Genomic DNA, 25,882 nt, shown 5'->3' on the forward strand with positions numbered 1-25,882 from the left:
TGATGGCCGTGAACGCTGCCGGCTTGAGGGAGGACGAGGGCTCCGGATTCGCTACCGGAGCCCCGTCGTTCAGACTCTATTCCGGTTTGAATGCTTCATCGAAGAAGCGGGCGATCTCGGAATAGGCCTGCATGCGGTGGCTCTCCATGAGAGCGAGATGCGTTGCCTCCCCGATTTCTACCCATCGCCTGTAGAAGGCGCCGGTCAGTTGCTCGAAATAGGCCCGAGCCAGGTCAAGCGGAACGTCGATGTCCCATTCGCCGTGCAACAGCAGCACCGGCGCGCGAATCTCGCTCGGCCGATAGTAGGGGTTTCCAGCTCTCCAATAGGTTCGGATGTCCTGGATCGGCCCATTGGTGGCTCGCAGTCTGCCTTGCTCCCTGTCGGCCTGCGACGTCTCCTCCGAGAGGGTCAATTCGGCCCAGAGGTCGAACCAGCCCTCGGGCACAAGACGTTCACGCGCGTATTCGGGTGCGGTGCCCAGCCAGCGCGCCAGGACCGCATGGACCGGAACAAGCCTGTAGGAGCCGAGGGCGCCACCCTGATCGATGGGGATGGGAACGTCACTCAGCCATTGCGGCGCGAGCAGCGCCAGCTTGACGACCTTGTCTGGGTTGCGCGCAGCGTATGCGCCGGCAACGGTACCGCCCCACGACATTGCGAAGACACTGACGGCCCTCAGGCCGCGAAGCCGGAGAACGAAATCGACAGCCGTTGCGAAATCGGCGACGCCGGTGTCGGTGGCGACAAGCGGCGGGTTGAGGTCGGGGTTCGCCTGCATTTCCGGCGGGCGGGTTGATTTTCCATAGCCCCGGACATCAACTGCAAAGACATCGAAGCCGCGAAGAGCGAGGAAGTCGATGAAGGACATCCCGTTGAAGGGTACGTCGTAGAGACTTCCGGACGAGAAGGTCGCCCCATGCACCATCACGATTGTTTTCTCCGCGAGAAAGTCCTCGTGGTCTTTCCTTCGCTTGTTGCGGAGATAGAGCTTGATGCCTTCGGTTCCGCTATCGATGTAATGCTCCTCAAATACGATCTCGCCGCGGTCAAAAGCTGAAGATGCAAGATTGTTCTTAGACATAGGACCACCTGAATTTTTCGCCGTCGCGGGTGACATATCCGGCAGACGAACCGGGGAAATGGGTGGAGAAGTACAGGGCGCGATTATCGGCTGCGAGTTCGAGGATGCGGCGTCTCGACTGGGCAGCCTGATCCAGGAATTCGCAGAAGACCGTGTTGAGGTCGGGCCGCTCCACCTGGATCGGATGGTGTGTGACATCGCCCGCGAAGATTGCCGCTTCATTGTCCGCCTCGAGCAGAACGGACATATGGCCGATGCTGTGGCCAGGCGTCGGCAAGAAGGAAAATCGATCCAGGAAAGGACCGCCTGCGCCGTCGATGAAATCGGCAAGCCCCGCCTCGATCACTGGCCGCACGCTGTCTTCATAGACGCCGGCACTCGGAATGTTGACGTCGTTGTGGCTCGCCGTCGACGCGTAATATTCCTGCTCGGCGCGCGGGAAGACGTAACGCGCATTTTTGAAAGTGGGGATCCATCTTCCGTCCTCGAGCACGGTATTCCAACCGGAATGATCAACGTGAAGATGGGTATTTATGACGAAGTCGACGTCTTCGGGCTCTACACCCGCCTGACGCAGCCTGTCGAGAAACGGAATGGTCTGATGGTGAAAGCCGGGATTGCGCGGCCTTTCCTTGTCGTTACCCGAACCAGTATCGATGAGGATGACGTGGTCGGGCGTAATGACAAGCCAGCTGTGAATGCTCACCACAAGGGCATCGCGGCCCTCTTCCATATCGACGGCGGAAAGCCGCGGTTCGACGGCCTTGATCTCTTCAGATCCGGCAGCCGGGTAGAGAAACGAGGGCGGGACGTTGTGCAGATACTGCTCCTGCACTTTTCTCACTGTCGCGCCGGCAATACGATATTCCTTTCCAAGATCGCTCATGGAACTTCCTTTCGAGTTGAATTGGAACCGGGGACAGCGCTGTCTGATGCCTATGGACAATAGGGAAGATTCATGCAACGATCAAATCGATGAACGAAATTGTCTCCATCGATCATTTCAATTTGTGGTCTTTCGACCTCAACCTGCTCGTGGCTTTTGACGCGCTCATGAAGGAGCGGAGCGTTACGAAAGCTGCTGTTCGCCTGAAAATCCAGCAGCCTGCCATGAGCCACAATCTCGGCACGCTCCGTACATTGCTTCAGGACGAGCTGTTCGTGCGTGTCGGCCAGGTCATGCAGCCGACCCATCGGGCGCTGCGTTTCGCCGAAGCGGTTGAGCAGATACTCAGCCACACCCAGCAGGCGATCGTAACGCCTGCGACCTTTGAGCCAGGACAAGCCGAGCAGATATTCCGCATCGGCTTTTCCAGTGAGCTTGAGGTGCTGCTTGTGCCGCGTCTCGCCGCTGTGTTGAACGAGATAGCCCCCGGTATCAAAGTGCTTGCGCGAGCGGTCGACCCCGAGCTTGTCCACAAGCTTCTGGACGACAACATCATCGACCTCGGCGTCGGCTGCTATGATGACGGCAACAACAGACATCGGCGGAGCCTGCTGTTCGAGCAATCGCTAATGTGTTGCTACAATCCGAAGCTTCTCGATCTTCCCGAAATTTTGGATCGCGACAGCTATGTCGGGCTCAAGCATGCCCTGGTTTCACAGAAGGACGCCATCGAAGGATGCATCGATGATGCCTTGAAGCGGATCAACGTGCGACTCAACGTGTCGGTGGCTGCGCCGGAATTTCTGACCGTGCTTACCGCTGTCCTCGAAGCGCCCCTGATCGCGACCCTGCCGACCAGAATCGTGAAGCGGTATGCCGGCCTGTTCGGCTTGGCGATAGCCGAAGTTCCCCTCGATCTAGCGGTAAGCCCGATATCGATGGTCTGGTCGGCGGCAAGCGACAATGATCCCGCCAACCGATGGATGCGATCTCAGGTGACGGAGCTTGTTTCCGCCTATAGCTGAATAGAGATAGGCTGGTCAGTGCCAGGGGTTCCTACCCTGCCTACATTTTGGAGATCACTTCGTCCTCGCCCTCGCGATCGGCGGCGAGCTGGGCGGCCTGGGCCATGATTGCCGGAATGATGCCGGCGACGTCGTCGACGACGAGCGGCTGCACCCGATGAGCGGTGTGCAGGAAGCCTTCTTCCGTCATATGGCGCATCAGTTCCATCATCGGATCCCAGAAACCGTTGATATTGGCAAAGACCATCGGCTTTTCATGACGGCCAAGCTGCGCCCAGGTCATGATCTCGACGATCTCCTCCAGCGTGCCGATGCCGCCGGGCAAGGCGACGAAGGCATCGGAACGCTCGAACATCGTATGTTTGCGCGCGTGCATGTCAGGGGTTACAATAAGTTCGTTGAGCTGACCGAGCGAATGGCGAGTCGCTTCCATATCGATCAGAAATTCCGGGATGATACCCGTCACCTGACCGCCGCCTGAAAGCACCCCGCTCGCAACCGCGCCCATGATGCCTTTGGTACCTCCGCCGTAGATGAGGCGCAGGCCGTATTCGGCGATCTCTCTTCCGAGAGCACGCCCGGCCGCCATGTGGGAAGGATCGCGTCCCGGCCTTGAGCCGCAGTAAACGCAGATGGATCGAATCGGTACAGATTGTTCGGTCATAGGGCAAAACAACTATTCCATTTCAATGCAGTCAAGAAAATTGACTGAAAAGAAGCATGCCGAGCTTGCCAAATTGCGTTGAATGCTTGTGAAAAGCATCGGAAATCGCTAGCAATTTCGGTTACTACGGCAAATTGCCGCCTTGGGAGACATAATGATGAAGAACCGTGCCGGCTTGCTGGCCCTTGCAGTGCTCGTAATCGCAATCCTACTCATGGTATTCTTCGTCATGCCGCGCATCGGCGGCGATGCATCCAAAGTCGGCGACGCCATCAACCAGGCGGGCACGGAGCTCAAGAACACGGTTAACGAAGCGGCAAAGACATCACGCCCTGCCGTGGCCGACTCGGCTGCGGTCGGCGATCAGGTTAGACGCCTTTCGGCCGATGCCGGCATGGCGCTCGGCGAGCTGAAGGCGCTGTTCGCCGACGGCAAAGGCCCAGCCACCGATGTCTTCACAGCCGCCAAAACCAAGGCCATGAATACGCTCACCGCACTTGTCGGCTTCACCGTTCCCGAGGGCATCGATCCCGCAACACAGGCCATTGCCGCCAAGGCCAAGGAAGGCGGTGCCAAGGCGCTCGCCATCGTGCAGTCGCTGCCGGAAAACATCGCCGATGCGCCTGCCGCGATTGCCAAGGCCGAAGCTGCGCTGATCGGCGCGCCGGAGCCAGCCTCTGCCGCGACCGCGGCGGCCGCAAATTCCGGCTCGAAGGTTCCCGCCTTCGACGTCCTGCGCGTCGAGCCTGATGGATCGACCGTCATCGCCGGCTCCGCCGAGCCGAACGGTAAGCTCGAAGTACTCGACGGCGAAAAGGTGGTGACGACGGCCGATGTCGGCCCGAGCGGCGATTTCGCCGCCGTCCTCGACGACCCGCTTCCGGCCGGGGACCACCAGCTCGTGCTCAAGGTGACGGGCAAGGATGGCAAGACCGCTCTTTCCGAAGAAGTCGCCACCGTTTCCGTGCCGAAGGACGGCAATGCCGCCAACCTGCTCGCCATGGTCTCCAAGCCCGGCGCGGCGAGCCGCATCATCACGGCGCCGACGGGCGGCACCGAGGTCGCCGACGCCGCCAATCCATTGGCGCCGGCTGCCGACAAGCCGGCAACCAGCGAGGCTGCGACTGCTCCCGCTGCAGCCGACGCGCCTTCCGCAACAGCAGCACCGACCGGTGAGCTGGCGCTGCAGACGCCCGGTCTGCCCGGCGCCTCCGCCGGTGGGACAGACGCGGCGCCGGCTGTTCCCGGTGCTGGCGAAACCGACAAGGCCACTGCGCCCGATGTGATGGTCAACGCCGTGGAGATCGAGGGCAACAAGATCTTCATTGCGGGCATGGCTCGGGCCCACGCCAAGGTCCTCGGTTATGCCGACGACAGCCTTGTCGGCCAGGACACGGCCGGTCCCGACGGCCATTTCGTCATCGACGGCGTCGCGGCCCTTTCGGTCGGCGATCATAAGATTCGCGTCGACGTCGTCGATCCCGCGGGCAAGGTGATCGTGCGGGCCGCGGTGAACTTCAATCGCCCGGCCGGCGATCAGGTGCGGGTTGCTGCTCAAGCCGGCCCCGCCGATGCAAATGGTGCTTCCTCGATGGTGCCGCTCGACGAAGGTGAACTCGGCAAACTCAAGGCCGAAGCCGGCAAGGCGTTCGGGCTTTTGAAGGGGCTGTTTGCCGATGGCAAGCTGCCCGGCGACGAACAGCTGGCGGCGGCGCGCTCGGCAACGGAATTCGCGCTGCGGTCTGTCGCCGACTTCCGCCCGGCAGCCGATGCGTCAGACAGCTTCAAGCAGGCCTCCGGCTCCTCCTCGCAAACCGCCGCCAAGGCGCTGAAAATGCTGCAGGATCTGCCGAAGGATGCAAAATCGGTCGGCGCCGGGCTCGACGGGTTGGGTGTGATCATCGGTGAACTGACCGACACGCCCGCACCGGCCGCGCCCACCGCAAACGATGCTGCGAGCAATCAGCCGAAGACGATCGAACAGGCGCCGCTGACGGCAAACAATGCGGCGGTCATCATCCGCCGCGGCGACACGCTGTGGCAGATTTCTCGCCGCACCTACGGCCTCGGCGTGCGTTATACAACGATCTACATCGCCAACGAGGACAAGATCGTCGACCCTGATCGCATCCGTCCCGGCCAGATTTTCGGCCTGCCGAAGGATGCGCTGCCGAACGCCGAGGAACTGCACCGCAAACGGCTCTCCAAGCAGCACCTCTAAAAGGTAGCGCCTTAAGCGCAACGCGACATGATGAGACCGGGCGGGAGAAACGCCCGGTCTCACTTTTCCCGGCCCCTGTACGTGTTGCATTCCTCGATCCGACGCCCTATCTGCCGGTGGCGGTTCGGGATTCAGGTAAGCGCGCCAGGCGCGCCCCTGCCCTACGCCTTGCCGGACATCGAAGCAAATCATCCGGACTGGAGACACGGCATGGCAAACGGCAAGACAGTTTCGGAATCACACCTGCTGCGGACGCTATTCAACCTCTGGCCCTATATGTGGCCGGCCGGGCGAACCGACCTCAAGATGCGGGTCGTCTGGGCGTCGGTCTATCTGCTGATCTCCAAGTTCGTCCTGCTGCTCGTCCCTTATTTCTTCAAGTGGTCCACCGATGCACTGAACGGCAGGATGGACCTCGCAGGCGGCGCGGTACCGCCGCTCCTTGCCGGCGCCATCGCCCTCGTCATCGCCTATAACGTCACCAGGCTGATCCAGCTCGGCCTCAACCAGCTGCGCGACGCGCTCTTTGCCAGCGTCGGGCAACATGCGGTGCGCCAGCTCGCCTACAAGACCTTCGTGCACATGCACGAGCTGTCGCTGCGTTTCCATCTGGAGCGAAAGACCGGCGGGCTGTCGCGCATCATCGAGCGCGGCACCAAGGGCATCGAGACGATCGTGCGCTTCACGATCCTCAATTCCGTTCCGACCGTCATCGAATTTTTGTTGACGGCGGTGATCTTCTGGTGGGGCTACGGCTTCTCCTATCTTGCCGTCACCGCCTTTACCGTCTGGGCCTATATCTGGTTTACGATCCGCGCATCCGACTGGCGCATCGCCATCCGCCGCTCGATGAACGACAGCGACACTGACGCCAACACCAAGGCGATCGACTCTCTGCTCAATTTCGAAACCGTCAAATATTTCGGCAACGAGGAGATGGAGGCCAAACGCTTCGACAAGTCGATGGAACGCTACGAGAAAGCGGCGACCGACGTCTGGACGTCGCTCGGCTGGCTGAACTTCGGCCAGGGTGTCATTTTCGGTATCGGCACCACCATCATGCTGGTGCTGTCGGCGCTGGCGGTGCAGCGCGGCGAGCAGACGGTTGGCGATTTCGTCTTCGTCAATTCGATGCTGCTGCAGCTTTCCGCGCCGCTCAATTTCATCGGTTTCGTCTACCGCGAAATCCGCCAGGGTCTGACCGACATCGAGCAGATGTTCGATTTGCTCGAGGTGAAGGCGGAGGTCAAGGATGCCCCCGGCGCGGCCGAGCTTCGGATCCACAAGGGCGCGATCTCCTTCAAGGATGTACACTTCGCTTACGATTCGGCGCGTCCGATCCTGAAAGGCATTTCCTTCGAGGTGCCGGCCGGCAAGACGGTCGCGGTGGTGGGGCCGTCGGGCGCCGGAAAATCGACGCTGTCGCGCCTGCTCTACCGTTTCTACGATATCCAGAGCGGCACCATCACCGTCGACGGCCAGGATATCCGCACCGTGACGCAGAAGAGCCTGCGCTCTCATATCGGCATGGTGCCGCAGGATACCGTGCTGTTCAATGACACGGTCGCCTACAATATCCGCTACGGCCGCACGTCGGCGAGCGATGGCGAGGTGTTTGCGGCGGCCGAGGTGGCGCAGATCGCCCATTTCATCGAGACGCTGCCCGAAGGCTTCGATACCAAGGTTGGCGAGCGCGGGCTCAAGCTTTCCGGCGGCGAGAAACAGCGTGTGGCGATCGCCCGCACCATCCTCAAGGCGCCGCCGATCCTGATCCTCGACGAAGCGACATCGGCCCTCGATACGACGACGGAACGGGAAATCCAGACGGCCCTCGACGTGGTTTCGAAGAACCGGACGACCTTGGTCATCGCCCACCGGCTTTCGACCGTCATCGGCGCGGACGAGATCATCGTGCTCAAAAGCGGCGAGATCGCCGAACGTGGCACGCATGCCGCCCTTCTCGAAAGGAACGGCCTCTATGCCTCGATGTGGAACCGCCAGCGTGAGGCGACGCAGGCGGAGGAGCATCTGAAGCAGGTGCGCGACAGCGACGAGATGGGCGTGATCACGCGGCTTGCCCCGGCAGGCTGAAGCGGGAGGCGGTAGCGTTACCCAGCCACTAACGTAAATGTGGAATCGCTGGAACGATCTTCAGCAATCGTTTTTTTGCGGCAAGGCTTATAGGCTGCTGGTGTCTTCCCGAACCTTCAGAATACGGTCTATAAGACCCCATTCAAGCGCTTCCTCCGCCGTCATGAAGCGGTCGCGATCCATCCCGCGCTCAAAGTCGTCGTAGGAACGTCCGCAATGCTCCGCGTAGAGCCGCGTCATGCGTTGCTTGGTCTTTAAAATTTCCTCGGCATGAATCAACATGTCGGAAGCCTGTCCTTGAAAGCCGCCGGAGGGCTGATGAATGAGGATACTGGCATTGGGCAATGCGGCTCTTCCGCCGGGTTCGCCTGCCATCAGCAGGAACGATCCCATTGAACGGGCCGTCCCCATGCAAAGTGTATGTACCGGCGCACGGATGAAGCGCATGGTGTCGTACATGGCCAGGCCGCTGGTCACGCCGCCGCCCGGCGAATTGATATAGAGGTTGATGGGCTTTTTCGGGTTTTCCGCTTCCAGAAACAGCAGTTGCGCGCAGACGAGCGCCGAAACGGTATCGTTCACCTCGCCATTGAGGAAGATAATCCGCTCGCGCAGAAGCCGGGAATAGATATCAAAGGATCGCTCCCCCCGGCTGGACTGTTCTATGACCATAGGGACGAGTTGCATCGCTTCGCGCATCGGCGACCTCCAGACTTTCAGAAGCTAAGGGGAAGGCTCGCCGGGTCAGGCGGCGAGCCTGAGAGGCGGGCTGTTGCCGTTCGCCGGCGCTCTTGTCCTTCCATCGAATCTTGCGTCCGTCAGTTGGTGGACGATCCGAAGGCAGGTGCCGCCAATGGCATTCGGGGTGATCGTGAATGTCACAATACTTTCAAGGAAAGGCGGGGTATCGTCACGCAGCTTGTAGCGAACTTCCTGGCCCGGGGTGACGGTGATCGCATCGGGATCAGCCAATGCTTCCTTCGGCAACCATCTTTCCCGAAGTTCAGGAACGGTGACGGCACGCCAGACCTTTTGCGGCGGATCGCCCAAGTCAAACTCCAACTCGACGCCGCTATCCTGCTCCTTGGTCTTCCCTTTGTTCATTGATCCATGTCCTTCAGCAAGACTTTGAGTGCTGCGATACGCTCCGGCCAATAGGCGCGGTATTTTGCGAGCCACTGGGCGATGAGAGCCAACCCATCGGGGTTGACTTCGTAATTCACGAAACGCCCCTGTCGTTCTTCCCTCACGAGCTTTGCACTGCGCAGAACCGCGAGGTGTTGCGACATCGCCGGCTGGCTAATCTCCATGCCCTCGCGCAAGGCACTCGCGTTCATGCTACCTGCCACCAGCTTCTCAAAGATCGCACGGCGGGTCGGGTCTGCCAAAGCTCGGAAAAAGTCATTCTCGATCATGAAAACACATAAGCACGTACTTATGCGATTCGCAAGCAATTTCGAGGCAGCTTTCTGTTGCTGCGGAAATCCTAGCCGATGTCCGCATCGGGCCGAAGCCGGTCAAAAGCTACATAGTGGGATCATAAAACCTTAGCGATTCCACATTTACGTTAGTGGATGGGTAGCGTTACCGGCTTTTGTTGTTCAGAACCACGACGGCGGAACCAGGGCCAGGGTCGCAGCATTGCTCAGGAGCTGGTTTTTCGCTAACCAGCAAAAACCGAAAAGCAAGGAGACCGGCAGCCATGAGCCTGTTCAACACGGTTCGCAACACGATCGTGCCCGTGCACAAGGAGGGTTACCCCTTCGTCGCCGCCTTCTTCGTCGCATCGCTGGTGCTGGGCTGGATCTTCAAGCCGCTCTTCTGGATCGGCATGATCTTCACGCTTTGGTGCGCCTATTTCTTCCGTGATCCCGATCGGGTGACCCCGCAGGACGACGATCTCGTGATCTCTCCCGCCGACGGCAAGGTCTCGGCGATCCAGATGGTGACCCCGCCGGCAGAGCTCGACCTCGGCTCCGAGCCGATGCTGCGCATTTCCGTCTTCATGAACGTCTTCAACTGCCATGTGAACCGGGCGCCGATGCGCGGGCGCATCGTCAGCATCAACTACCGCTCCGGCAGCTTCGTCAACGCCGAACTCGACAAGGCGAGCGAGGACAACGAGCGCAACGGGCTGGTGATCGAAACGCGGCACGGCCAGATCGGCGTCGTGCAGATTGCCGGCCTCGTGGCGCGGCGTATTCTTTGCTGGGCAAACACCAACGAGCCGCTGGACGCCGGCGAACGTTTCGGACTGATCCGTTTCGGCTCGCGGCTCGACGTGTTCCTGCCCGCCAGTGCGGCGCCACGCGTCTCGCTCGGTCAGACGGCGATTGCCGGGGAAACCGTCATCGCCGAATTCGCCTCCGCCAAGGGTCCGGTCATCAGCCGCCGCAGCTAAAGCGCGGAACCTCCGCGCCTTTGCCGGAATTGCTCAAGGAACGATTGGAACGCGACATGGAAACACCCTTTCCGCCTTTCGAGCCAAACGGCCCGGATGATTCCGCCCGCGGCCCACGCCTGCGCGAGATTCCGTTCCGCCTCGTCTTTCCGAACCTCATCACCATTCTGGCGATCTGCGCAGGCTTGACCGGCATCCGGCTCGCTTTCGAGAACCGTTACGAACTCGCCGTCGCAATGGTGCTGCTCGCCGCCTTCCTCGACGGCATCGACGGGCGCGTGGCGCGGCTGATGAAGGCGACTTCGAAGTTCGGCGCGCAGATGGATTCGCTTGCCGATATCGTCAATTTCGGCGTTGCGCCTGCTCTCGTCGTCTATGTCTTCGCGCTCGACCAGGCCCGCTCGCTCGGCTGGATCGCCGCGCTGATTTATGCGATCGCCGCCGGCCTTCGCCTTGCTCGCTTCAATGTCATGGCTGAGCGCGAAAACAAGGCGAGCTGGCAATCGGAATATTTCGTCGGAGTTCCCGCGCCGGCCGGCGCCATGCTGGTGCTGCTGCCGGTCTATCTCGGCTTCCTCGGCCTGGCGACGGACCGCACCTTCGCCTATCTCTCTTCGGTCTATACCGTTGCCATCGCCTTCCTGCTCATCAGCCGGCTGCCGGTCTGGTCGGGCAAATCTGAAGGCAACCGCTTGCGGCGCGATCTGGTGCTGCCGATGATGCTCGGTGTTGTGCTCTATGTGGCCCTGCTGATGAGCTACACCTGGGAGGTAATGGTCTTCACCGTTGCCGCCTACCTCGTCTCCCTTCCCTTCGGCGCTCGCAGATGGCGGCGGAAATATGGAACCCTGACGATCGAAGAACCCGGCGTCGGCGACGACGATATCGGCCGGCACATCTGACCTGCGCGCGCTTCCGGATTCTCCCGGGCCACGGAATTGCTTCTCTCCCTGTTGTCGCCTGTTCCCGGACATACGCCCACGCGTCTTCCCGGGGAAAACCGCTCTGCGGTTTTTTTGGAACCGCTACCTTCAGTAAGTATTAACCAACGTAGGCTTCAGTTAAGCCTCGCGAATTATGGTGGGCGTTCACAAATCCTGATAAGCGACGCCGCCGTTTTGTCGCTATTTCCGACGAAAAGCAAAATTACAAAATACCCAGGGAAGCAACACGCAAGGAGAGTATCGTGACTTCGAAGAAGAGCAGTACCGGCGAACAACAGGCGGCCAAGCCAGACCTCGCCGCCAACTATCGCCCGGTCGGCTTGAAGGCCGTTGCCGCCGCATCGCTGATGGCAAAGAACAAGCCGGACAGCGTCAAGAAATCCGCTTGAAGCGCCGAGCTTCGAACAGCAGTCATCCGCGCTTCACGTTCGGTTTCTGGCCCATCCGGCATGGCGTCATCCCAAGACTGCGGCATGGCTCTCGTGACCTGCCTTAAGCCTCGCGGGTGAGCCGAACAGCGGCCGTGCCGGAAGCGGCCGGTCCCGCTTTTAGAAAAAGCTGAGCTGGCCGTGATCCGGCCCTTGTTTCGCAGGCGCCTCGAGCGGTGTTTCGACGACGATCAACTCCTGCAGGTCCGGCCCCATATTGGCAACCTTGTCGACCTTGTCGGAAACCGGGATGGCCTCGAAAAAATCGGCCTGAGCAGGCTGCATCAGGTCGACCACCTCGCGCGGTTCCTGCGTCTTGCAATCGAGCCAGCGCGAGAAGTCCTCCGGTTTTATGACGACAGGCATGCGATCGTGGATCGCGGAGATGCCCGCATTGGCTGACGTCGTGAGGATCGCACCAGTATCGACCTCCGAACCGTCGGCCGAAGACCATGTCTCCATCAGTCCCGCGAAGGCGATGACCCCGCCCCGGCGCGGCCTGATCCAATAGGCCTGCGGCTTGCGGCCGCTCTCCTTTGACGGGCGCTGCCATTCGTAAAAACCTGAGGCCGGAATAAGCACGCGTCGATGACGCATCGCCGCCCGAAAGGAGGCCTTGCCGATCGCGGTCTCGGCGCGCGCGTTGATCAGCAGCGGGAAATCCTTCGGGTCCTTGACCCAGCCCGGCGTGAAGCCCCAGCGCACGAGTACGGCGCGCCGGTCGGGCAGGTTGCTGGCCCGCTCCCTGCCCTCGCCTGCGATGACGACGAGGATCGGCTGCGTCGGGGCGATGTTGTAGCGCGCCGGAAAATCGTCGAGATCGAGACCGGAGAAGAAGTTGCGCAGGTCGGCGCTGGAACTTGTCAGGGCGAAACGTCCACACATCGGCCCGTCTTTGCATCCGGCCCGAGTCCGGTCAAGGCGTACTGCATGCTTTTGCGTGACGTGTTTCAGGCTCGCGGCGCAAAGAGGATGACGCTCGCTCCGGCGAGGCAGATCAGTCCGCCGCCGATATCATAACGATCGGGCACGCGGCCTTCGATCAGCCACAGCCAGAAGAGCGAGGCGAGAACATAGATGCCGCCATAGGCTGCGAAGGTTCGACCGGCGGCATCGCTCGGCACCAACGTCAGAAGCCAGGCGAAAAACGCGAGCGAGATCATGCCCGGCGCCAGCCACCAGATGGGCTTTTCAAGCTTCAGCCACGCCCAGAAGGCGAAACAGCCGGCGATCTCGAAAACGGCGGCAAAGGCGTAAATGAGATAGGTCACGCAAAGCCCTTTCGAATATTTTGACTTCTTGTTGCACAGATATCGTTATCTCAGGAACCGCTGCGGAGATTTTTGGGGGTTGTCTCGGGCGCTATCCCACACGAAAATCGGGCAGGGCCCGCAGCCGCGACCCGCAATCATCAGCCCGTCAGATCGAACAGGCCGTCACAGCAAGAGCAGCCATGACCTCCACCGCCAAAGCCGCCTCCTCCGCCATTCTCGAACGCGACGGGCGATTCCTTCTGGTGTTGCGACGCAACCCGCCCTCTGCCGACATGTATGCCTTTCCCGGCGGGCGCGCCGAGCCGGGCGAAACGCCGGAGCAGACGGCGCTGCGGGAGTTCCGCGAGGAAACCGGCATCTCGGCGCATAATCCGCGGCTGTTTTCAACTTATGACCTCAAGACGCATGGGCCGGATGGCAGCATTAGGAGTCATTTCTTCCTGTCAGTCTTTTGCGTCGACTCCGACCGGGAAATGGTGGCGGAAGCCGCCGACGATGCGGCGGCGCTTGGCTGGTATACCGTGGAGGAGATCCGGCGGCTGCCTGTGCCGCAAAGCGTGCTCGAATGCGCGGAACGGCTGGCGGGCGGTGAATAGAAGTGGAAACTTTCAAGGGCGCCTTGTTGCCGTCACGCTCAACGTATCAACTGGAAGCATGATTCCCGTTCGACGCGTTGTCCTGTCTCTGCTCGTGCTTGCCGGCCCTGCCATGGCGCAGGGCAAGAATACGGCGCCTGCGCAGGAGGAGATTGCGCCGCCGGTCGCGACCGTGCCCTATGACGACAAGCTGGCGCGGCTCGCCGAAGTGCTGGGTTCGGTGCATTATCTGAGAACGCTTTGCAAGGCGCCGGGCGGGGATGAGTGGCGGGAAGGCATGAAGCAACTGCTCGATTCGGAGACAGGCAACGAACCGCAGCGCAAGGAAAGGCTCACCGCCGCCTTCAATCGCGGCTACCGAACCTTCGCGTCCGTCTACACGGATTGCACCCCGGCGGCCATCGTGGCAGAAGAGCGCTACCGTAACGAAGGTGCAACACTCGCCACAGAAATTACCTCGCGCTTTGGAAATTGACGTTTAATTAACCTGTTTTCGCATGCGGACGTGTCGTTTTGGGAAAAGGCTGTTAGTGTTATTAACGGTGCAGTAAGACATGAGAAGTTCTGAGGAAAAGACAATGGAAGCAAGCCTCAACGACATCGACGACATGATCGTCCACGAAAAGATGCAGGCGGCTCTGGAGTACCAGAACGAGGCTTGGGCCGACGGCATGGCCGACGGGATCGAACCGGAGATCATTGCTGATGCCGCCATCGCGCATGCCCTGCGCGAAACCATTCGATTGCACGGGGAAAACAGCGCCGAAGCTCTGCTCGATTCGCTGCGCGACCGTATGCTTGCCGGCGAATTTTCCGCCAACCGCACCCTGCAATAATTACTATCAGAGAGTTCGATGCGCATCGGTAAAGAGAAAGTTTCGCGAATTCGGCTCGCGCCGGTGCTGCTTGCGCTGAGCTTTGCCGCCGGCACCGTCCTCCTTGCGCCCTCGGCCTACGCGCTTTCCGAACTCCACAAGATCCCCGGCCAGGCCCCCAGCGACGCGCCGCCCGCACAGGGAAGTGCTGAGGGGCAGAACCAGACCCAAGGCACAACTCCCAGCGTTCCCATGGCGGAGCCGCTGGTCAACAGCCAGAACAATCAGGGCGTTGACAAGACGCCGGGTGCCCAGGACGCATCCAAGCCGGTCGAGGTGATTTACGACATCAATAAGGCGCCCGAGCCGGTTCGAAAAATGCGGCAACAGATCGTCGAGGCCGCCGCCTCCGGCGACCTCGAACGGCTGCGGCCGCTGATGGGCACTGGCAAAGACCAGACGCAGGTGACGGTGGGCGAAGCGAGCGACGACCCGATCGGCACGCTGAAAGATCTCTCCGGCGATCCCGACGGAGACGAAATTCTCGCCATCATGCTCGACATCGTCTCGACCGGTTTCGTTCATGTCGGCCAGGGCACAGCCGACGACATGTATGTCTGGCCCTATTTTGCAGAGAAGGATCTGAAGTCGCTGACCCCGCCGGAGCGAGTCGAGCTGCTGCGCATCGTCACCGCCGGCGATCTTTCCGACATGCAGGAGTTCGGCGGATATAATTTCTACCGCCTCGGCATTACGCCCGACGGCAAGTGGAAATTCTTCACGGCGGGCGACTGACGCCGCCCCGCGGCATGTCGCATGACCTTGCGATCCGCTTTACGAAGTCATACCTCTGAGCGACGACCAACGCGACAGGTTCCGCCATGCCAGCCGTATTCCTGAAAGACCGCTCACTGCTCTCCGTCGGCGGCGCGGACGCCCAGTCCTTCCTACAGAACCTGATCACCACCGATGTCATTTCCCTGGGCGCGGACGAGGCGCGGCCCGGAGCACTGCTGACACCGCAGGGCAAGATCCTGTTCGACTTCATGGTCTGGCAGGACGGCGACGGCTATCTGATCGAGACGGATGCCGGCCAGTGCGAAGCGCTGGCGAAGCGGCTGACGATGTACAAGCTGCGGGCCGCCATTACGCTTACGACCGTCGCTGAGAATGGCATTACCGTTTGCTGGGGCGAGGATGCCGATAGCATCGGCGGTGCTCGAGACAGCCGCTTCGCCAAGGCGGGTGTCCCGCTGCGCCGCCGGGCAGGAAGGCATGGCGATGATGCGCCGTCACTCTACGACGCGCTGCGCATCCGCCATGGTATCGTCACCTCAGGATCGGACTTCGCCTTACAGGATGCCTTCCCGCATGACGTGCTGATGGATCTGAATGACGGCCTCTCCTTCAAGAAAGGCTGCTATGTCGGCCAGGAGGTTGTCTCGCGCATGCAGCACCGCGGCACCGCGCGCCGTCGCGTTGTCACCGTGTCCGCCGCAACGACCTTGCCTCAAGCGGGCACGCAGATCACGGCCGCCGGCAAGCCGGTGGGGACACTCGGTTCGGTCGAGGGCGGCAGCGGGCTTGCGATCGTGCGAATCGACCGCGCCGGTGCCGCGATGGCGGAAGGCACGCCGCTGCTGGCCGGCCAAACGCCGGTTTCCCTCGCCCTGCCGCCATGGTCCGGGCTTGTCTTCCCCACCAGCGTCGACGAGGCCAGCGCGTGACGGCCAAAGCTCCGCGTGCCTGGCAACGCATGCTGTCCGGGCGCAGGCTCGATCTGCTCGACCCCTCGCCGCTCGATGTCGAACTCATCGATATCGCCCATGGGCTCGCGCGTGTGGCACGCTGGAACGGCCAGACATCAGGCGATCATGCCTTTTCGGTGGCGCAGCACAGCCTCGTCGTCGAAGATATTTTCCGCCGCTTCAACAATGCGCGGCCGGAGGACTGTCTGATGGCGCTGCTCCACGACGCGCCCGAATATGTGATCGGCGACATGATCTCGCCGTTCAAATCCGTTGTCGGCGGCGGCTACAAGGCGGTGGAAATGCGGCTGGAGGCCGCCGTGCATCTGCGCTTCGGCCTGCCGCCGCATCCGTCGGGCGATCTCAAGGACCGGATCAAGAAGGCCGACACGATCGCCGCCTATTTCGAGGCAACAGTCCTTGCCGGTTTCACGCCCGCCGAGGCGCAGAAATTCTTCGGCCAGCCGCGCGGCATCAGCAAGGAGATGCTGATGATCGAACCTTTGCCGGCGCTGGAAGCACAGCGGTTGTTCTGCGAGCGCTTTGCGGCGATCGAGGCCGAGCGGGGGATGGTATCGTGAGCTTCATCGTCGTCTCGCCGCTCTCGCGTATCGCCGAAATGGCGGTGCGCCACAAGGCGGGCGACATGATCAGCCTGATCGCCAAAGAACAGACCTTTCACCGGCCGGGTGTGATCGCCCCCGACCGCCATCTGACGCTTTCGATGAACGACATCGCGTTCAAGGGCACCGGCGGTCTCGTGGCGCCGGACGAAACGCATGTGCAAGCGATCATCGAGTTTGCCGCATCATGGCGGCAGGAGACCCCGCTGCTCATCCATTGCTGGATGGGCGTGTCGCGATCGCCGGCCGCGGCACTCATCGCAGCGTTGTCGATCGCGCCGGATCAGGACGAGGAAGGACTTGCCTGTCGGTTGCGCGCCGCCTCGCCTTTCGCGACGCCGAACGCCCGGCTAATCGAGATCGGCGACACATTGCTTGACCGCGGCGGCCGGCTGGTGGCGGCCGTAAAGGCGATGGGCCGCGGTGCCGACGCCGATGGCAACGCACCCTTCCTGCTTACGATCCGCGACGACGCCTGCAGTTGACGCTGCTGCCGTCCGCTCCATCTTGGCCTCGACCCATGCACAATTCTCAAGGCCTGATCATGGAACAACAAGCAGCCGACGTCCTCCTCGCCACCCGCACGGCACTCAGCCAGGCAAGCGCACTTGCAGTCCAATATTCCTTCTCGATCCTCGGGGCGTTGATCCTGCTCGTCATCGGCTGGACGCTGGCCGGCTTTGTCAGCCGCTGGGCCTATGAGGGCCTGTCGCGCATCCATGGCATCGACGAGACCCTGGCGCGCTTCTTCACCAATGTGGTGCGCTATGCGCTGCTGATCCTGGTGTTCATCACCGTTCTCGGCCAATTCGGCGTCCAGACCGCCTCGATCATCGCCGCCCTCGGTGCAGCCGGCCTGGCGATCGGGCTGGCGCTGCAAGGGACACTGCAGAATATCGCGGCTGGCATCATGCTCCTGATTCTCAGGCCGTTCCGCGTCGGCGAATATATCGAAACCAGCAGCGTGGCCGGCACGGTGCGCGAGATCGGATTGTTCGCCACGGAACTCAGAACCGGCGACGGGCTCTATCGGCTGGCGCCAAATTCGACGCTATGGAACACGCCGATCACCAACTTCAGTCGTGAACCTACGCGGCAAAACGACCTGAAAATCAGCATTTCTCGTGAGGATGACCTCGATCTGGCGATGGAGACGTTGATGGGCATTGCCAAAGGTAACCCAAGAGTGCTGGCGTCACCGGCACCCCACGTTTTCATCGACAGCCTTGGTGAAAGCACGATATCGCTAACGCTGCGCTACTGGGCAAAGACCGGTGACTGGTGGCAGGTCAGCCGCGACATGGTGAAGCGGGTAAAACTTGCCTTCGATGAAAAGGGCGATCCGACCGCTGTGCGGGACGGTGGAAGTTCCGCGCTAGGAAAAAGGTCCAACGGCACGGCGACGGAAAAGCCGACACGGCAGTGAAACGCTGCAGCGCAGGGGCGCTCGTCGGCCTATTCGACCACGCCGCAGGCTAGTCTTTCCCCGGCGTCACCGGAAGGCTGGCTGCGATAATCGTCGGAATTGGCGTGCACCATCAATGCGCGGCCGCGAATGCCATCTTTCTTGCCATCGAGCGTGACCATGCCGTCGAAGATCTGCGCTCTGAGCACCCCGTCCTGTCCGACATATTGATTGGGCATGTCGCCGGCATGCGGCCCTTTGGCGGCAAGGAGGCCATGTTCGGCCGAGTCCGGGTTGAAATGACCACCTGCCGATTCGTAATGGCTCGCCGCGTCGCAGCGGCCGGTTTCATGAACATGAAAGGCCACCCATTTGTTCGCCGGCAGCCCCGATATCTCCACTTCGATCAGGACGCCGCCATTGGCGGCGGCCGTCAACTGGGCGCGGCCATTTTCCTTGCCGTCCTTGCCGACGAAGTTGGCGACCGCCGTCTGCTTGTCCTGAGCGCTTGCCGGCAATGCAGCCGCCAGCAGGCTCAGGGCGGCGATGAAGCGCATGGCTTTCATGGAGATCTCCTTCCCTCCGGTTGTTCTTCTGAACGTATCAACCCGAAAGGTGTTCCTCTGCGGAGCATCCAAAGAGAAAGGCCGGCCAACGGGCCGGCTTTAGATCACGTGCGCTGTGACAGTGTCAGGCAACGGCGTCGAAATCGAACTGGCCGTAGGTCTTGCGGTAGAGATCGTCGGATTGACTGCCGGTTTCCGACGCGGTCTGCTGCAGCGGATAGGGGACGGCGATGCTGCTTGTCGTGCCGCTATCGTGGGTATCCATCATCAGCGCGATCAGGCTGCCGGAAAATTTGGGCTGAGTCTCGCTGCCCATGTCTTCCTCCAGGAGTTCCTTGATGATGCCGGGCTTCTCATCGGCGGCACGCTCGCCGCGGCTCAACACGCCGTCGCCGTTTAGATCAAGCCGCGAAAGCGTCGCGAGATACGCATATGAAGTGTCTGAAACGGATGTGGTGCGGGTCACACAAACCTCCATTCACCGCCTTTTGCCGGTGGCGTTTCTACGCAATACGGGGTGGGAAATAACTGTTGACTCGGTGGTTAAACTGATTTGCGCAGTGCGTCAATAAGCTGTTAACTTCTCGTTAACAATGGTTGACGGAAATTAACGGAGTGCACTCAGACCCGCGCTCCGCCGGCAGCCCTCCCGGTTTTTCGGCGATTTTCAGCATCGAAACAAGCGTCTGACGGCGTGCACCAGTGCTGCACTGCAACCGAATATTAATCCAGCCGTTCCAAGGTAATCATCCGGCGTCACCCATTATACGTATTCATAAGAACTGATTTCGATGTTTCTCTCAGGAAGGTTTTTCATGTCCGAAATTTTGAGGCACGTTCATCAGACGCGGGCGGCTCTTGCCGTTGCCGTTCTCCAAGACGCTTCCACATGAAGGCCGAGGCGCTTTTCTGGCGGCAATGCACCGAGGCCGTCATGGCCGATGGATCGATCGATGCGCAACGTCTGATGGAGCTGGTGATCGCAACCTATCGCGGCCATGAAAGCGACTATGATGCAATCGAGAGAAGTGCAGAAACCCTTCAAAAGGAAAACCGGACGCTGAGAGGGAACCTGTCGGCGCTCAGCCAGGCGTTCGACGGACAGAAAAGACTCTTCGAGAGCGTCCTGAACAACCTGCCGCTCGGCCTCAGCGTCTTTGACGCCAGCCAGCGGCTGACGCTTTACAATCTCCGCTTCCCTCAGCTCTACGGCCTGCCGCCGGAAGATGTCGCCGCGGGCGCGACGATCGACGAACTCATCGGCAAACTGCGCGGCAACGAAAGCGCTGCATCCAAACCCGTCCGGCAGACAGCACGGCCTTCCCCCGTCAAGGCGGGAAGCAGCAGCATCCGCCGGCGCGAATGGCTGATGCATGATGGCCGCATCATTCAAAGCGTGGTGACCATCCTCTCCGACGGCAGCAGCATTGCCATTCATGCCGATATCACCGAGGATCGAAGGGCGGCCCAGCGCATCACCTATCTCGCCCATCACGATCCCCTGACCGGACTTCCCAATCGGATGCATTTCCGCGAGCTGGTTGATGCGACGCTCGGCGAGCGCAAGCCGCACGAGCAGATCGCCCTCGTCCACCTCAATCTCGACCGTTTCAAATCGATCAACAATACGATCGGGGTGTCGGTCGGCGACAAGATCCTGCAGCAGGTCGCGGAGCGGATCCGAGCCTCGGCCGGGTCGGAAAACATGCTGGCGCGCCTTGGTTCGGACGAGTTCGCCATCCTGCAGACGGGCAAGCAGCAGCCGAGAAACGTGACGGCGCTGGCCGACCAAATCCGCCGATCGCTTTCCGAGCCATTCCTGAACGGCGAGAAAAAGGTGACGCTCAGCGTCTCCATGGGTATTGCGATCGCTCCCGAGAACGGCGGGGAAACCGATATCCTGCTGAAAAATGCCGGCGTGGCGCTGTCGCATGCCAAGGCGGACGGACGCAAGCGCGAGCGCTTCTTCACCGGCGAAATGGAAGCGCAGATGCAGTTGCGCCACGCGCTGGAGGCAGATCTTCGAGCCGCCGTCGATAACGAGGAATTCGAACTGCATTACCAGCCGCTCTACGATCTTGCCGAGCGGCGAACCTGCGGTTTCGAAGCATTGATCCGCTGGAACCATCCGGTCCGAGGCCGCGTGCCGCCGATGGATTTCATTCCGCTTGCGGAGGAGGTCGGCCTCGTCGTCGATATCGGCCGCTGGGTTTTGCGGCGGGCCTGCAGGGATGCGGCCCAATGGCCGGAGAGCGTCAAGGTCGCAGTCAATGTTTCGGCGATCCAGTTCCGCAGCGGCAACCTGATGCAGGACGTCAGCGAAGCGCTTGCCGCGGCCGGGCTCTTGGCATCGCGGCTCGAACTGGAAATCACCGAGAGCGTGCTGATGGAGAACCTCAACGAGGTGCTGCCGATCCTGCATGCCCTGAAGGATCGCGGCATCCGCATCTCGATGGACGATTTCGGCACCGGCTACTCCTCGCTGAGCTATCTCTCGAGCTTTCCCTTCGACAAGATCAAGATCGACAAATCCTTCGTCAACGATATCGTCGACAACAAGGAAGCGCATGCGATCATGCGCGCGATCATCCTGCTCGGCGATGCGCTCGGCATGCGCGTGACCGTCGAAGGCGTCGAGACGGCCGCCCAACTGACGCTGCTCGAATGCGAGGAATGCGACGAGATCCAGGGCTATCACATCAGTCCGCCGCGCCCGGTCCGTGACGTGCCCCATCTTCTCTCACTGCCGCCGAAGAGCAGCGGCGCGACAGCTTTTCCGACGCTCGAGCGCTGACCTCCCTCGATTGCGACTCGCACGTTAAGCCGCTACAAACCGACTTCGAGATCCCCGGGTTTCGTAGCGGCGTCGGTTCCTGCGAAGCTCTTCGCTTTCGGCCGGCGCTCTTCGACGTTTTTCTTCCGACAAGAGGTGGCGTAATGTTCGAGGCCGAAGCCTTCTCCCCTCATGAAACGCTCGCAGCGGCGCTGGTCGCACACGCGGCCGAGGGCGACGACGGCTCACACGATCTTGCCCATATCCTGCGCGTCTTCAGGAACGCCATGCGCATCCATGCGGGAGAAGGCGGAGATGGGCGGATCCTTGCCGCCGCCGTGCTGCTGCACGACTGCGTCGCCGTCGAGAAGAATTCGCCCTTGCGGGAAAAAGCGTCGGCCTTGGCTGCGGAAAAGGCTTCGGTGATCCTTTCCGAACTCGGCTGGAGCGAAGCGGATATCGAAGCCGCGGCCCACGCCATCACCGCTCACAGTTTTTCCGCCGGGGTGGCGCCGCAGACGCTCGAGGCGAAGATCCTGCAGGATGCCGACCGGCTGGACGCGATCGGCATGGTCGGCGTCGCGCGCTGCTTTTATATCGGCGGACGAATGGGGTCAGGGCTCTACGATCCGTTCGACCCTGCGGCTACGAACCGTCCCCTCGACGACAAGCGTTATGCCATTGACCACTTCCAGACGAAGCTGTTCAGACTGGCGGAGGGATTCCAGACCGAGACCGGCCGCCGGATTGCGGCCGCGCGCGACAAGAGCCTGCGCGATTTTCTCGCGGCGTTCATGGATGAAATCTAGAGAACGAGATTCAGGGAGAAAGCATGCGCATCAGCAACCTCTTCATCTACCCGCTCAAGAGCGCTCGCGCCATCGCGCTACCCGCCGCCGACATTGGCGCCGAGGGGCTTGCCGGCGACCGGCGGGCGATGATCACCGACCCGCAGGGTCACTTCATCACCCAGCGCGAACTGCCGGACCTCGCGCGCATCGCGGTACGCCCGGAACCCGGCGCCTTTCGGCTGCTGATGCAGGGAAAGTCTGAGCTAGCGGTGCCTCTGCCTCGGCATGAAGCCCGCATGGATGTGACCGTATGGAAATCGACCGTCAGCGCCGCCGTCGCCGATCCCGACAGCAACCACCGGCTTTCCGAATGGCTTGGACGCGAGGTGCGGCTGGTTTTTTTCGATGGGCAGGCACGACGGACGGCGAGCGCCGAATGGGCCGGCGAAGGCTCGCCCGTCACCTTTACCGACGGCTACCAGATCCTGGTGACGACGACGGGTTCGTTGAAGGCGCTGAATGCCGATCTCGCCGTTCATGGCGAAGGCGCGGTCGGCATGGAACGTTTCCGTCCGAACATCGTCATCGATATCGACGAGGCCTGGCCGGAGGACCGCTGGGCGGCGATCGAGATCGCCGGCATCCGTTTCGATCTCGTCAAGCCCTGTTCCCGCTGCATCATGACGACGCAGGATCAGTTGACCGGTTCGCGCGAGGTGCCGAACCCGATGCCAGCCATGGGCCGTATCCGCATGTCTGCTGACCGGCGTGTGCCCGGGCCGCTCTTCGGCTGGAACGTCACGCCGCGTGACAGTGGAAGGATCACGATCGGTGACACCGTCAAGATCATTGAAGTGCGGCCGGAAGGCTGGGCACTGAAGGTTCGCGCGCGAGGGTAGGTCCGAATTGCGGAAGGGCTGTTTGAACGGCGCTTTCGTCCGTATACGTCGCGACATCCTCTCATTCCCGTGCTCGTCACAGGAATGAGGGGGCGTGCGTCGCGCCCGCCCCCTACCCGCGCCCGAGTGCGGCGTCGATCGCGACCATGACCTCGGCTGACAGCGGTCCCTTTTCCAGCGCGCCGGCATTTTCCTCCACCTGGGCGACGGTGCGGAAGCCCGGAATGGGGAACGTGCGCGGAGACCTCGCGAGGAGCCAAGCGAGCGCCCCCTGCGTCAGCGTGCGGCCGCCTGACGTCAGGAGATCGCGGACGGCATCGAGCCTTGCGGCAAATTCCGGAGCCATGCGCCCGTCCTTGAAATAAACCATCCAGGGAAGTGCCGCGCCGCGGACATCCTTGGCGCCCACTGCCTTGTCGGCGGTGAACTTGCCGGTCAGGAGCCCCATGGCCAGCGGACCGCGATTGATGGAGATCAGGCCCTTCCCTTCGATCACCGCGATCATCTCCGGCACCGGATCGAAGACGTTCATCGTATGCTGGACCGAGACAAAGCCAGCGCGGCCGGCATGGCGGGCGGCGCGATCCGGATAATCGGTGCTCCAGCCGAATGCGTCGATCTTGCCTTCGGCGCGCAGGGCCTCCAACGTATCGAAGACGGCATCCGACTGTTCCAGCGGAAAATCGTTGATGTGAAACTGCAGCAGATCAAGGCGGTCGCGCTTGAGACGGAGCAGCGATGTCTCGACCGAGCGGCGAATGAAAGCCTCATCGGCGAAGGCGCCGATTGCCTGCTTCGTCTCGGCATCGGTCGCGAAGCCGAATTTGGTGGCGACGACGATATCGTCACGATTGCCGATCGCCCGGCCGAGCACCTCTTCCGAATGGCCAGCGCCGTAGTTCGAAGCGGTGTCGAAGAAGCGGATGCCGAGCGCGATGGCGCGATTAATCGCTTCGACCGATTCATTGTCGTCGACTTCGCCCCAGCCAAGCGGCGTGTCACCAGCGTAGAAAGGGCCGCCGATCGCCCAGCATCCCATGCCGAGGCGCGGGATTTCGCGACCGTTCCAGAGCGTGATCGTCGTCGGTGATGCGGTCTTGGTCAGCATGGGATCCTCCTTGATTGGCAGTCAAGAGATAGGTGCCGCCCATCGGCGGGTAAACCGCCAAATCCGGAGGATGTTTTGCAGCAGTAAAAAACCAGGTCAGGCGGAGACGCCATTCGGACCGGAAAGCGTCCGCGAGGCTGGATCAAGCGCCCTGAGGGCGGCCTGGACGAAACCGTCACGGGCTGCCGCAGCCTCGATGCCGCGCGGCTCGTAAACATGGCGATGCAGGAAGAACCCGGTAAGACGGAACGCGGCTGCAAGGCTGTCGAAGTCCGCCGCATGATTGCCTTCGACGCCGAGGAAGGGCGGCAGGATCAGCATCTTGTCGGCCCACGGCGCGCCGGCGCTGCGGCTGACGGCGCGGCCGGATTTCGGCGAGACATAGGCGAGATCGGAGCGGGCGCCGGTCGCCGCGCATTCGGCAAGATCGAGGCCGAAGCCGAGATCGTTCAGCACCGCCAGCTCGAAACGCACGAAAAGTTCGCCGGCATCAGCCGGGTTATGCAGGTGATCGAGGATCACCTGCAGCGCGTCGAACAGGTGCGGATGCGGGTCTCGCTCCGGCAGCAGCCGCAGCAGAGCGCCCATCGCCTGGACGCCGTAGACGGCTGTCGCCGTTTCCATCAGACGGGCGGCGCGCAGCGTCACGGGCTCGACGCGGAATTCGCCGAGATGTTCGTCAAGCCGGGCGCGCCAGACGACCTCGACGGCATTGCCCGGCTGCAGCACCGGCTGCATGGCGCGGGAGCGACCGGAACGCACCAGACCGAGGTGACGGCCGCGATCACGCGTCATCACCTCGGCGATGACGCTCGTCTCGCCGTGGCGTTTGACGCCCAGAATGATTGCATGGTCCTGCCACTGCATAAAAAGTCCCTGCGGCCGATTACCCTATCGTAGCGCATAAGTCGGGAAACCGGAATCGATTTCCCGAAGGATTGCCCGCAGTTTCAAAGTGATAGCATCTTGCGCGCAGGCGCTCTCAAGCAGATCCCGCTTCCGTCACGGACTGCGTCATGCCGCAGCCGGCAGAAGTCTCTGCAGGAATTCGCGCATCGCCTTTTCGTCGAAAGGCTTCACCAGCAGCGGTATGTGCTGAAGGTCGCACGGGAAGTCACGGATATCGGAATAGCCGCTGACGAATCCGAAGGGAATACCGGCATCAAGAAGATGGCGGGCAAATCCGAAACTCATGCCCTCGCCGAGGTTGACGTCGAGAAGGGCGAAATCATATTTTTCTGCAGCGATGGCAGCCCTTGCCTCATCGAGACTGCCGACAATATCGATGCTGTCGACACCGGCCAGGCGCAAGATATCCTCCGCCTCCATTGCGATGATCAGACTGTCCTCGAGAACCAAAACACGGAGTGCATTCATGATTCCGTGCCCCTCGTCAGGCACTTGTCGCAGCGCCCCGGCCTTTTCGCCAACATCATTGCCCTCCGGTGCCCCGCATGGCACGCTATCGGTGAATTCCGCCACCAGTTCTGAGTAAACCATTTTTCTGCCCGGTCGATAAGAATCAAAGTCGGAGGAAAGA

30 protein-coding genes are annotated in these 25,882 nt (G+C 61.4%); 17 read left to right on the plus strand and 13 right to left on the minus strand.

Annotated elements, in window-relative coordinates:
• Positions 1 to 76: 76 nt before the first annotated feature.
• Both HJC00_RS21205 and HJC00_RS21210 read right to left on the minus strand, forming a co-directional pair.
• On the minus strand, positions 77 to 1,084 hold the full coding sequence (locus HJC00_RS21205; RefSeq protein WP_210628459.1) for an alpha/beta hydrolase: 1,008 nt from the start codon (positions 1,082 to 1,084) through the stop codon (positions 77 to 79).
• On the minus strand, positions 1,077 to 1,970 hold the full coding sequence (locus tag HJC00_RS21210; protein WP_221164565.1) for an MBL fold metallo-hydrolase: 894 nt from the start codon (positions 1,968 to 1,970) through the stop codon (positions 1,077 to 1,079). Before HJC00_RS21210 ends, HJC00_RS21205 begins: the two co-directional genes overlap by 8 nt.
• A gap of 89 nt (positions 1,971 to 2,059) precedes the next feature.
• On the opposite strand from HJC00_RS21210, the gene HJC00_RS21215 reads away from it, so the two are divergent.
• Positions 2,060 to 2,995: a LysR family transcriptional regulator gene (locus tag HJC00_RS21215; RefSeq protein ID WP_221164566.1), complete on the plus strand. Its 936-nt coding sequence runs from the start codon at positions 2,060 to 2,062 to the stop codon at positions 2,993 to 2,995.
• Between the two features lie 40 nt (positions 2,996 to 3,035).
• Here HJC00_RS21215 and HJC00_RS21220 read toward each other — a convergent pair whose 3' ends face one another.
• Entirely contained in the window at positions 3,036 to 3,659 is a 624-nt protein-coding gene (locus HJC00_RS21220; protein ID WP_210628462.1) for a TIGR00730 family Rossman fold protein, read from the minus strand.
• Positions 3,660 to 3,813: 154 nt separating this feature from the next.
• Here HJC00_RS21220 and HJC00_RS21225 point away from each other — a divergent pair, with 154 nt between their 5' ends.
• Both HJC00_RS21225 and HJC00_RS21230 read left to right on the plus strand, forming a co-directional pair.
• The gene (locus tag HJC00_RS21225; RefSeq protein WP_221164567.1) at positions 3,814 to 5,880 is read left to right on the plus strand and encodes a LysM peptidoglycan-binding domain-containing protein; all 2,067 of its coding nucleotides are present in this window, start codon (positions 3,814 to 3,816) and stop codon (positions 5,878 to 5,880) included.
• A 210-nt stretch (positions 5,881 to 6,090) separates the two neighbouring features.
• Positions 6,091 to 7,971 (plus strand): ABC transporter ATP-binding protein/permease, encoded by a 1,881-nt coding sequence (locus tag HJC00_RS21230; RefSeq protein ID WP_210628464.1) that lies wholly within the window; start codon positions 6,091 to 6,093, stop codon positions 7,969 to 7,971.
• Positions 7,972 to 8,058: 87 nt separating this feature from the next.
• Here HJC00_RS21230 and HJC00_RS21235 read toward each other — a convergent pair whose 3' ends face one another.
• Genes HJC00_RS21235 through HJC00_RS21245 form a run of 3 tightly spaced genes read right to left on the minus strand, consistent with a single transcriptional unit; the run spans position 8,059 to position 9,386 of the window.
• On the minus strand, positions 8,059 to 8,670 hold the full coding sequence (locus HJC00_RS21235; RefSeq protein ID WP_210628465.1) for an ATP-dependent Clp protease proteolytic subunit: 612 nt from the start codon (positions 8,668 to 8,670) through the stop codon (positions 8,059 to 8,061).
• A 45-nt stretch (positions 8,671 to 8,715) separates the two neighbouring features.
• Complete coding sequence (locus tag HJC00_RS21240; protein ID WP_221164568.1) at positions 8,716 to 9,075, minus strand: SRPBCC domain-containing protein; 360 nt, start codon at positions 9,073 to 9,075, stop codon at positions 8,716 to 8,718.
• Positions 9,072 to 9,386 carry a helix-turn-helix transcriptional regulator gene (locus HJC00_RS21245; protein ID WP_210628467.1) on the minus strand — a complete coding sequence of 105 codons (315 nt, stop codon included), beginning with the start codon at positions 9,384 to 9,386 and terminating at the stop codon, positions 9,072 to 9,074. The genes HJC00_RS21240 and HJC00_RS21245 overlap by 4 nt, the downstream gene beginning before the upstream one ends.
• A 182-nt stretch (positions 9,387 to 9,568) precedes the next feature.
• Here HJC00_RS21245 and HJC00_RS21250 point away from each other — a divergent pair, with 182 nt between their 5' ends.
• From HJC00_RS21250 to HJC00_RS21260, 3 genes are all read left to right on the plus strand, one after another.
• A complete protein-coding gene (locus tag HJC00_RS21250; protein ID WP_259665395.1) occupies positions 9,569 to 10,372 on the plus strand; it encodes a phosphatidylserine decarboxylase in 804 nt (267 codons plus the stop codon).
• Between the two features lie 56 nt (positions 10,373 to 10,428).
• Positions 10,429 to 11,274: a CDP-diacylglycerol--serine O-phosphatidyltransferase gene (gene pssA / locus HJC00_RS21255; RefSeq protein ID WP_064801555.1), complete on the plus strand. Its 846-nt coding sequence runs from the start codon at positions 10,429 to 10,431 to the stop codon at positions 11,272 to 11,274.
• A 284-nt stretch (positions 11,275 to 11,558) separates the two neighbouring features.
• Positions 11,559 to 11,705, plus strand: coding sequence for a hypothetical protein (locus tag HJC00_RS21260; RefSeq protein ID WP_164517774.1), 147 nt, complete (start codon positions 11,559 to 11,561; stop codon positions 11,703 to 11,705).
• A 159-nt stretch (positions 11,706 to 11,864) separates the two neighbouring features.
• Here HJC00_RS21260 and HJC00_RS21265 read toward each other — a convergent pair whose 3' ends face one another.
• Positions 11,865 to 12,629 carry an SOS response-associated peptidase gene (locus tag HJC00_RS21265; protein WP_221164569.1) on the minus strand — a complete coding sequence of 255 codons (765 nt, stop codon included), beginning with the start codon at positions 12,627 to 12,629 and terminating at the stop codon, positions 11,865 to 11,867.
• Positions 12,630 to 12,694: 65 nt separating this feature from the next.
• On the minus strand, positions 12,695 to 13,015 hold the full coding sequence (locus HJC00_RS21270; protein WP_210628470.1) for a YnfA family protein: 321 nt from the start codon (positions 13,013 to 13,015) through the stop codon (positions 12,695 to 12,697).
• A 182-nt stretch (positions 13,016 to 13,197) separates the two neighbouring features.
• On the opposite strand from HJC00_RS21270, the gene HJC00_RS21275 reads away from it, so the two are divergent.
• From HJC00_RS21275 to HJC00_RS21310, 8 genes are all read left to right on the plus strand, one after another.
• On the plus strand, positions 13,198 to 13,614 hold the full coding sequence (locus tag HJC00_RS21275; protein WP_210628471.1) for an NUDIX hydrolase: 417 nt from the start codon (positions 13,198 to 13,200) through the stop codon (positions 13,612 to 13,614).
• Positions 13,615 to 13,672: 58 nt separating this feature from the next.
• A complete protein-coding gene (locus tag HJC00_RS21280) occupies positions 13,673 to 14,089 on the plus strand; it encodes a TIGR02301 family protein (protein WP_210628472.1) in 417 nt (138 codons plus the stop codon).
• Between the two features lie 103 nt (positions 14,090 to 14,192).
• A complete protein-coding gene (locus HJC00_RS21285; RefSeq protein ID WP_020920882.1) occupies positions 14,193 to 14,450 on the plus strand; it encodes a hypothetical protein in 258 nt (85 codons plus the stop codon).
• A gap of 18 nt (positions 14,451 to 14,468) precedes the next feature.
• Positions 14,469 to 15,224 (plus strand): hypothetical protein, encoded by a 756-nt coding sequence (locus HJC00_RS21290; protein ID WP_210628473.1) that lies wholly within the window; start codon positions 14,469 to 14,471, stop codon positions 15,222 to 15,224.
• Positions 15,225 to 15,310: 86 nt separating this feature from the next.
• On the plus strand, positions 15,311 to 16,156 hold the full coding sequence (locus tag HJC00_RS21295) for a folate-binding protein YgfZ (protein WP_221164570.1): 846 nt from the start codon (positions 15,311 to 15,313) through the stop codon (positions 16,154 to 16,156).
• A 29-nt stretch (positions 16,157 to 16,185) separates the two neighbouring features.
• Positions 16,186 to 16,758, plus strand: coding sequence for an HD family hydrolase (locus HJC00_RS21300; RefSeq protein ID WP_210631660.1), 573 nt, complete (start codon positions 16,186 to 16,188; stop codon positions 16,756 to 16,758).
• A complete protein-coding gene (locus tag HJC00_RS21305; protein ID WP_221155870.1) occupies positions 16,755 to 17,285 on the plus strand; it encodes a tyrosine phosphatase family protein in 531 nt (176 codons plus the stop codon). The genes HJC00_RS21300 and HJC00_RS21305 overlap by 4 nt, the downstream gene beginning before the upstream one ends.
• A gap of 59 nt (positions 17,286 to 17,344) precedes the next feature.
• On the plus strand, positions 17,345 to 18,226 hold the full coding sequence (locus tag HJC00_RS21310; protein ID WP_210628476.1) for a mechanosensitive ion channel family protein: 882 nt from the start codon (positions 17,345 to 17,347) through the stop codon (positions 18,224 to 18,226).
• Positions 18,227 to 18,255: 29 nt separating this feature from the next.
• On the opposite strand, the gene HJC00_RS21315 is transcribed toward HJC00_RS21310, so the two are convergent.
• Positions 18,256 to 18,771, minus strand: a complete 516-nt coding sequence (locus HJC00_RS21315) for a superoxide dismutase family protein (RefSeq protein WP_210628477.1) — start codon at positions 18,769 to 18,771, stop codon at positions 18,256 to 18,258.
• A gap of 124 nt (positions 18,772 to 18,895) precedes the next feature.
• On the minus strand, positions 18,896 to 19,249 hold the full coding sequence (locus HJC00_RS21320; protein ID WP_210628478.1) for a hypothetical protein: 354 nt from the start codon (positions 19,247 to 19,249) through the stop codon (positions 18,896 to 18,898).
• Between the two features lie 411 nt (positions 19,250 to 19,660).
• Between HJC00_RS21320 and HJC00_RS21325 the strand changes: the two genes are divergently transcribed.
• The 3 genes from HJC00_RS21325 to HJC00_RS21335 all read left to right on the plus strand — a co-directional run bounded on the left by HJC00_RS21325 (position 19,661) and on the right by HJC00_RS21335 (position 23,234).
• Positions 19,661 to 21,565 carry a bifunctional diguanylate cyclase/phosphodiesterase gene (locus HJC00_RS21325; RefSeq protein WP_221164571.1) on the plus strand — a complete coding sequence of 635 codons (1,905 nt, stop codon included), beginning with the start codon at positions 19,661 to 19,663 and terminating at the stop codon, positions 21,563 to 21,565.
• 143 nt (positions 21,566 to 21,708) lie between these two features.
• Positions 21,709 to 22,353 carry an HD domain-containing protein gene (locus tag HJC00_RS21330; protein WP_221155871.1) on the plus strand — a complete coding sequence of 215 codons (645 nt, stop codon included), beginning with the start codon at positions 21,709 to 21,711 and terminating at the stop codon, positions 22,351 to 22,353.
• Between the two features lie 23 nt (positions 22,354 to 22,376).
• Positions 22,377 to 23,234: an MOSC domain-containing protein gene (locus HJC00_RS21335; RefSeq protein ID WP_221147318.1), complete on the plus strand. Its 858-nt coding sequence runs from the start codon at positions 22,377 to 22,379 to the stop codon at positions 23,232 to 23,234.
• A gap of 112 nt (positions 23,235 to 23,346) precedes the next feature.
• Here the strand turns inward: HJC00_RS21335 and HJC00_RS21340 are convergent, their stop codons facing one another.
• The 3 genes from HJC00_RS21340 to HJC00_RS21350 form a co-directional block, all read right to left on the minus strand.
• Complete coding sequence (locus tag HJC00_RS21340; protein ID WP_221147319.1) at positions 23,347 to 24,342, minus strand: aldo/keto reductase; 996 nt, start codon at positions 24,340 to 24,342, stop codon at positions 23,347 to 23,349.
• Between the two features lie 96 nt (positions 24,343 to 24,438).
• Complete coding sequence (recO, locus tag HJC00_RS21345; RefSeq protein WP_221147320.1) at positions 24,439 to 25,209, minus strand: DNA repair protein RecO; 771 nt, start codon at positions 25,207 to 25,209, stop codon at positions 24,439 to 24,441.
• Between the two features lie 147 nt (positions 25,210 to 25,356).
• Positions 25,357 to 25,842: a hypothetical protein gene (locus HJC00_RS21350; protein ID WP_210628484.1), complete on the minus strand. Its 486-nt coding sequence runs from the start codon at positions 25,840 to 25,842 to the stop codon at positions 25,357 to 25,359.
• Positions 25,843 to 25,882: the final 40 nt, after the last annotated feature.

The sequence above is a fragment of the Rhizobium sp. NLR22b genome (assembly GCF_019685295.1).
Classification (GTDB): Bacteria; Pseudomonadota; Alphaproteobacteria; order Rhizobiales; family Rhizobiaceae; genus Rhizobium.

What these genes read in the sequence shown, in the direction of transcription:
- HJC00_RS21205 (WP_210628459.1), bottom strand. Translation starts at nt 1,084, where the DNA reads ATGTCTAAGAACAATCTTGCATCTTCAGCTTTTGACCGCGGCGAGATC.
- HJC00_RS21210 (WP_221164565.1), bottom strand. Translation starts at nt 1,970, where the DNA reads ATGAGCGATCTTGGAAAGGAATATCGTATTGCCGGCGCGACAGTGAGA.
- HJC00_RS21215 (WP_221164566.1), top strand. Translation starts at nt 2,060, where the DNA reads ATGAACGAAATTGTCTCCATCGATCATTTCAATTTGTGGTCTTTCGAC.
- HJC00_RS21220 (WP_210628462.1), bottom strand. Translation starts at nt 3,659, where the DNA reads ATGACCGAACAATCTGTACCGATTCGATCCATCTGCGTTTACTGCGGC.
- HJC00_RS21225 (WP_221164567.1), top strand. Translation starts at nt 3,814, where the DNA reads ATGATGAAGAACCGTGCCGGCTTGCTGGCCCTTGCAGTGCTCGTAATC.
- HJC00_RS21230 (WP_210628464.1), top strand. Translation starts at nt 6,091, where the DNA reads ATGGCAAACGGCAAGACAGTTTCGGAATCACACCTGCTGCGGACGCTA.
- HJC00_RS21235 (WP_210628465.1), bottom strand. Translation starts at nt 8,670, where the DNA reads ATGCGCGAAGCGATGCAACTCGTCCCTATGGTCATAGAACAGTCCAGC.
- HJC00_RS21240 (WP_221164568.1), bottom strand. Translation starts at nt 9,075, where the DNA reads ATGAACAAAGGGAAGACCAAGGAGCAGGATAGCGGCGTCGAGTTGGAG.
- HJC00_RS21245 (WP_210628467.1), bottom strand. Translation starts at nt 9,386, where the DNA reads ATGATCGAGAATGACTTTTTCCGAGCTTTGGCAGACCCGACCCGCCGT.
- pssA (WP_064801555.1), top strand. Translation starts at nt 10,429, where the DNA reads ATGGAAACACCCTTTCCGCCTTTCGAGCCAAACGGCCCGGATGATTCC.
- HJC00_RS21265 (WP_221164569.1), bottom strand. Translation starts at nt 12,629, where the DNA reads ATGTGTGGACGTTTCGCCCTGACAAGTTCCAGCGCCGACCTGCGCAAC.
- HJC00_RS21275 (WP_210628471.1), top strand. Translation starts at nt 13,198, where the DNA reads ATGACCTCCACCGCCAAAGCCGCCTCCTCCGCCATTCTCGAACGCGAC.
- HJC00_RS21280 (WP_210628472.1), top strand. Translation starts at nt 13,673, where the DNA reads ATGATTCCCGTTCGACGCGTTGTCCTGTCTCTGCTCGTGCTTGCCGGC.
- HJC00_RS21285 (WP_020920882.1), top strand. Translation starts at nt 14,193, where the DNA reads ATGGAAGCAAGCCTCAACGACATCGACGACATGATCGTCCACGAAAAG.
- HJC00_RS21290 (WP_210628473.1), top strand. Translation starts at nt 14,469, where the DNA reads ATGCGCATCGGTAAAGAGAAAGTTTCGCGAATTCGGCTCGCGCCGGTG.
- HJC00_RS21295 (WP_221164570.1), top strand. Translation starts at nt 15,311, where the DNA reads ATGCCAGCCGTATTCCTGAAAGACCGCTCACTGCTCTCCGTCGGCGGC.
- HJC00_RS21300 (WP_210631660.1), top strand. Translation starts at nt 16,186, where the DNA reads ATGCTGTCCGGGCGCAGGCTCGATCTGCTCGACCCCTCGCCGCTCGAT.
- HJC00_RS21310 (WP_210628476.1), top strand. Translation starts at nt 17,345, where the DNA reads ATGGAACAACAAGCAGCCGACGTCCTCCTCGCCACCCGCACGGCACTC.
- HJC00_RS21315 (WP_210628477.1), bottom strand. Translation starts at nt 18,771, where the DNA reads ATGAAAGCCATGCGCTTCATCGCCGCCCTGAGCCTGCTGGCGGCTGCA.
- HJC00_RS21320 (WP_210628478.1), bottom strand. Translation starts at nt 19,249, where the DNA reads ATGGAGGTTTGTGTGACCCGCACCACATCCGTTTCAGACACTTCATAT.
- HJC00_RS21325 (WP_221164571.1), top strand. Translation starts at nt 19,661, where the DNA reads ATGAAGGCCGAGGCGCTTTTCTGGCGGCAATGCACCGAGGCCGTCATG.
- HJC00_RS21330 (WP_221155871.1), top strand. Translation starts at nt 21,709, where the DNA reads ATGTTCGAGGCCGAAGCCTTCTCCCCTCATGAAACGCTCGCAGCGGCG.
- HJC00_RS21335 (WP_221147318.1), top strand. Translation starts at nt 22,377, where the DNA reads ATGCGCATCAGCAACCTCTTCATCTACCCGCTCAAGAGCGCTCGCGCC.
- HJC00_RS21340 (WP_221147319.1), bottom strand. Translation starts at nt 24,342, where the DNA reads ATGCTGACCAAGACCGCATCACCGACGACGATCACGCTCTGGAACGGT.
- recO (WP_221147320.1), bottom strand. Translation starts at nt 25,209, where the DNA reads ATGCAGTGGCAGGACCATGCAATCATTCTGGGCGTCAAACGCCACGGC.
- HJC00_RS21350 (WP_210628484.1), bottom strand. Translation starts at nt 25,842, where the DNA reads ATGGTTTACTCAGAACTGGTGGCGGAATTCACCGATAGCGTGCCATGC.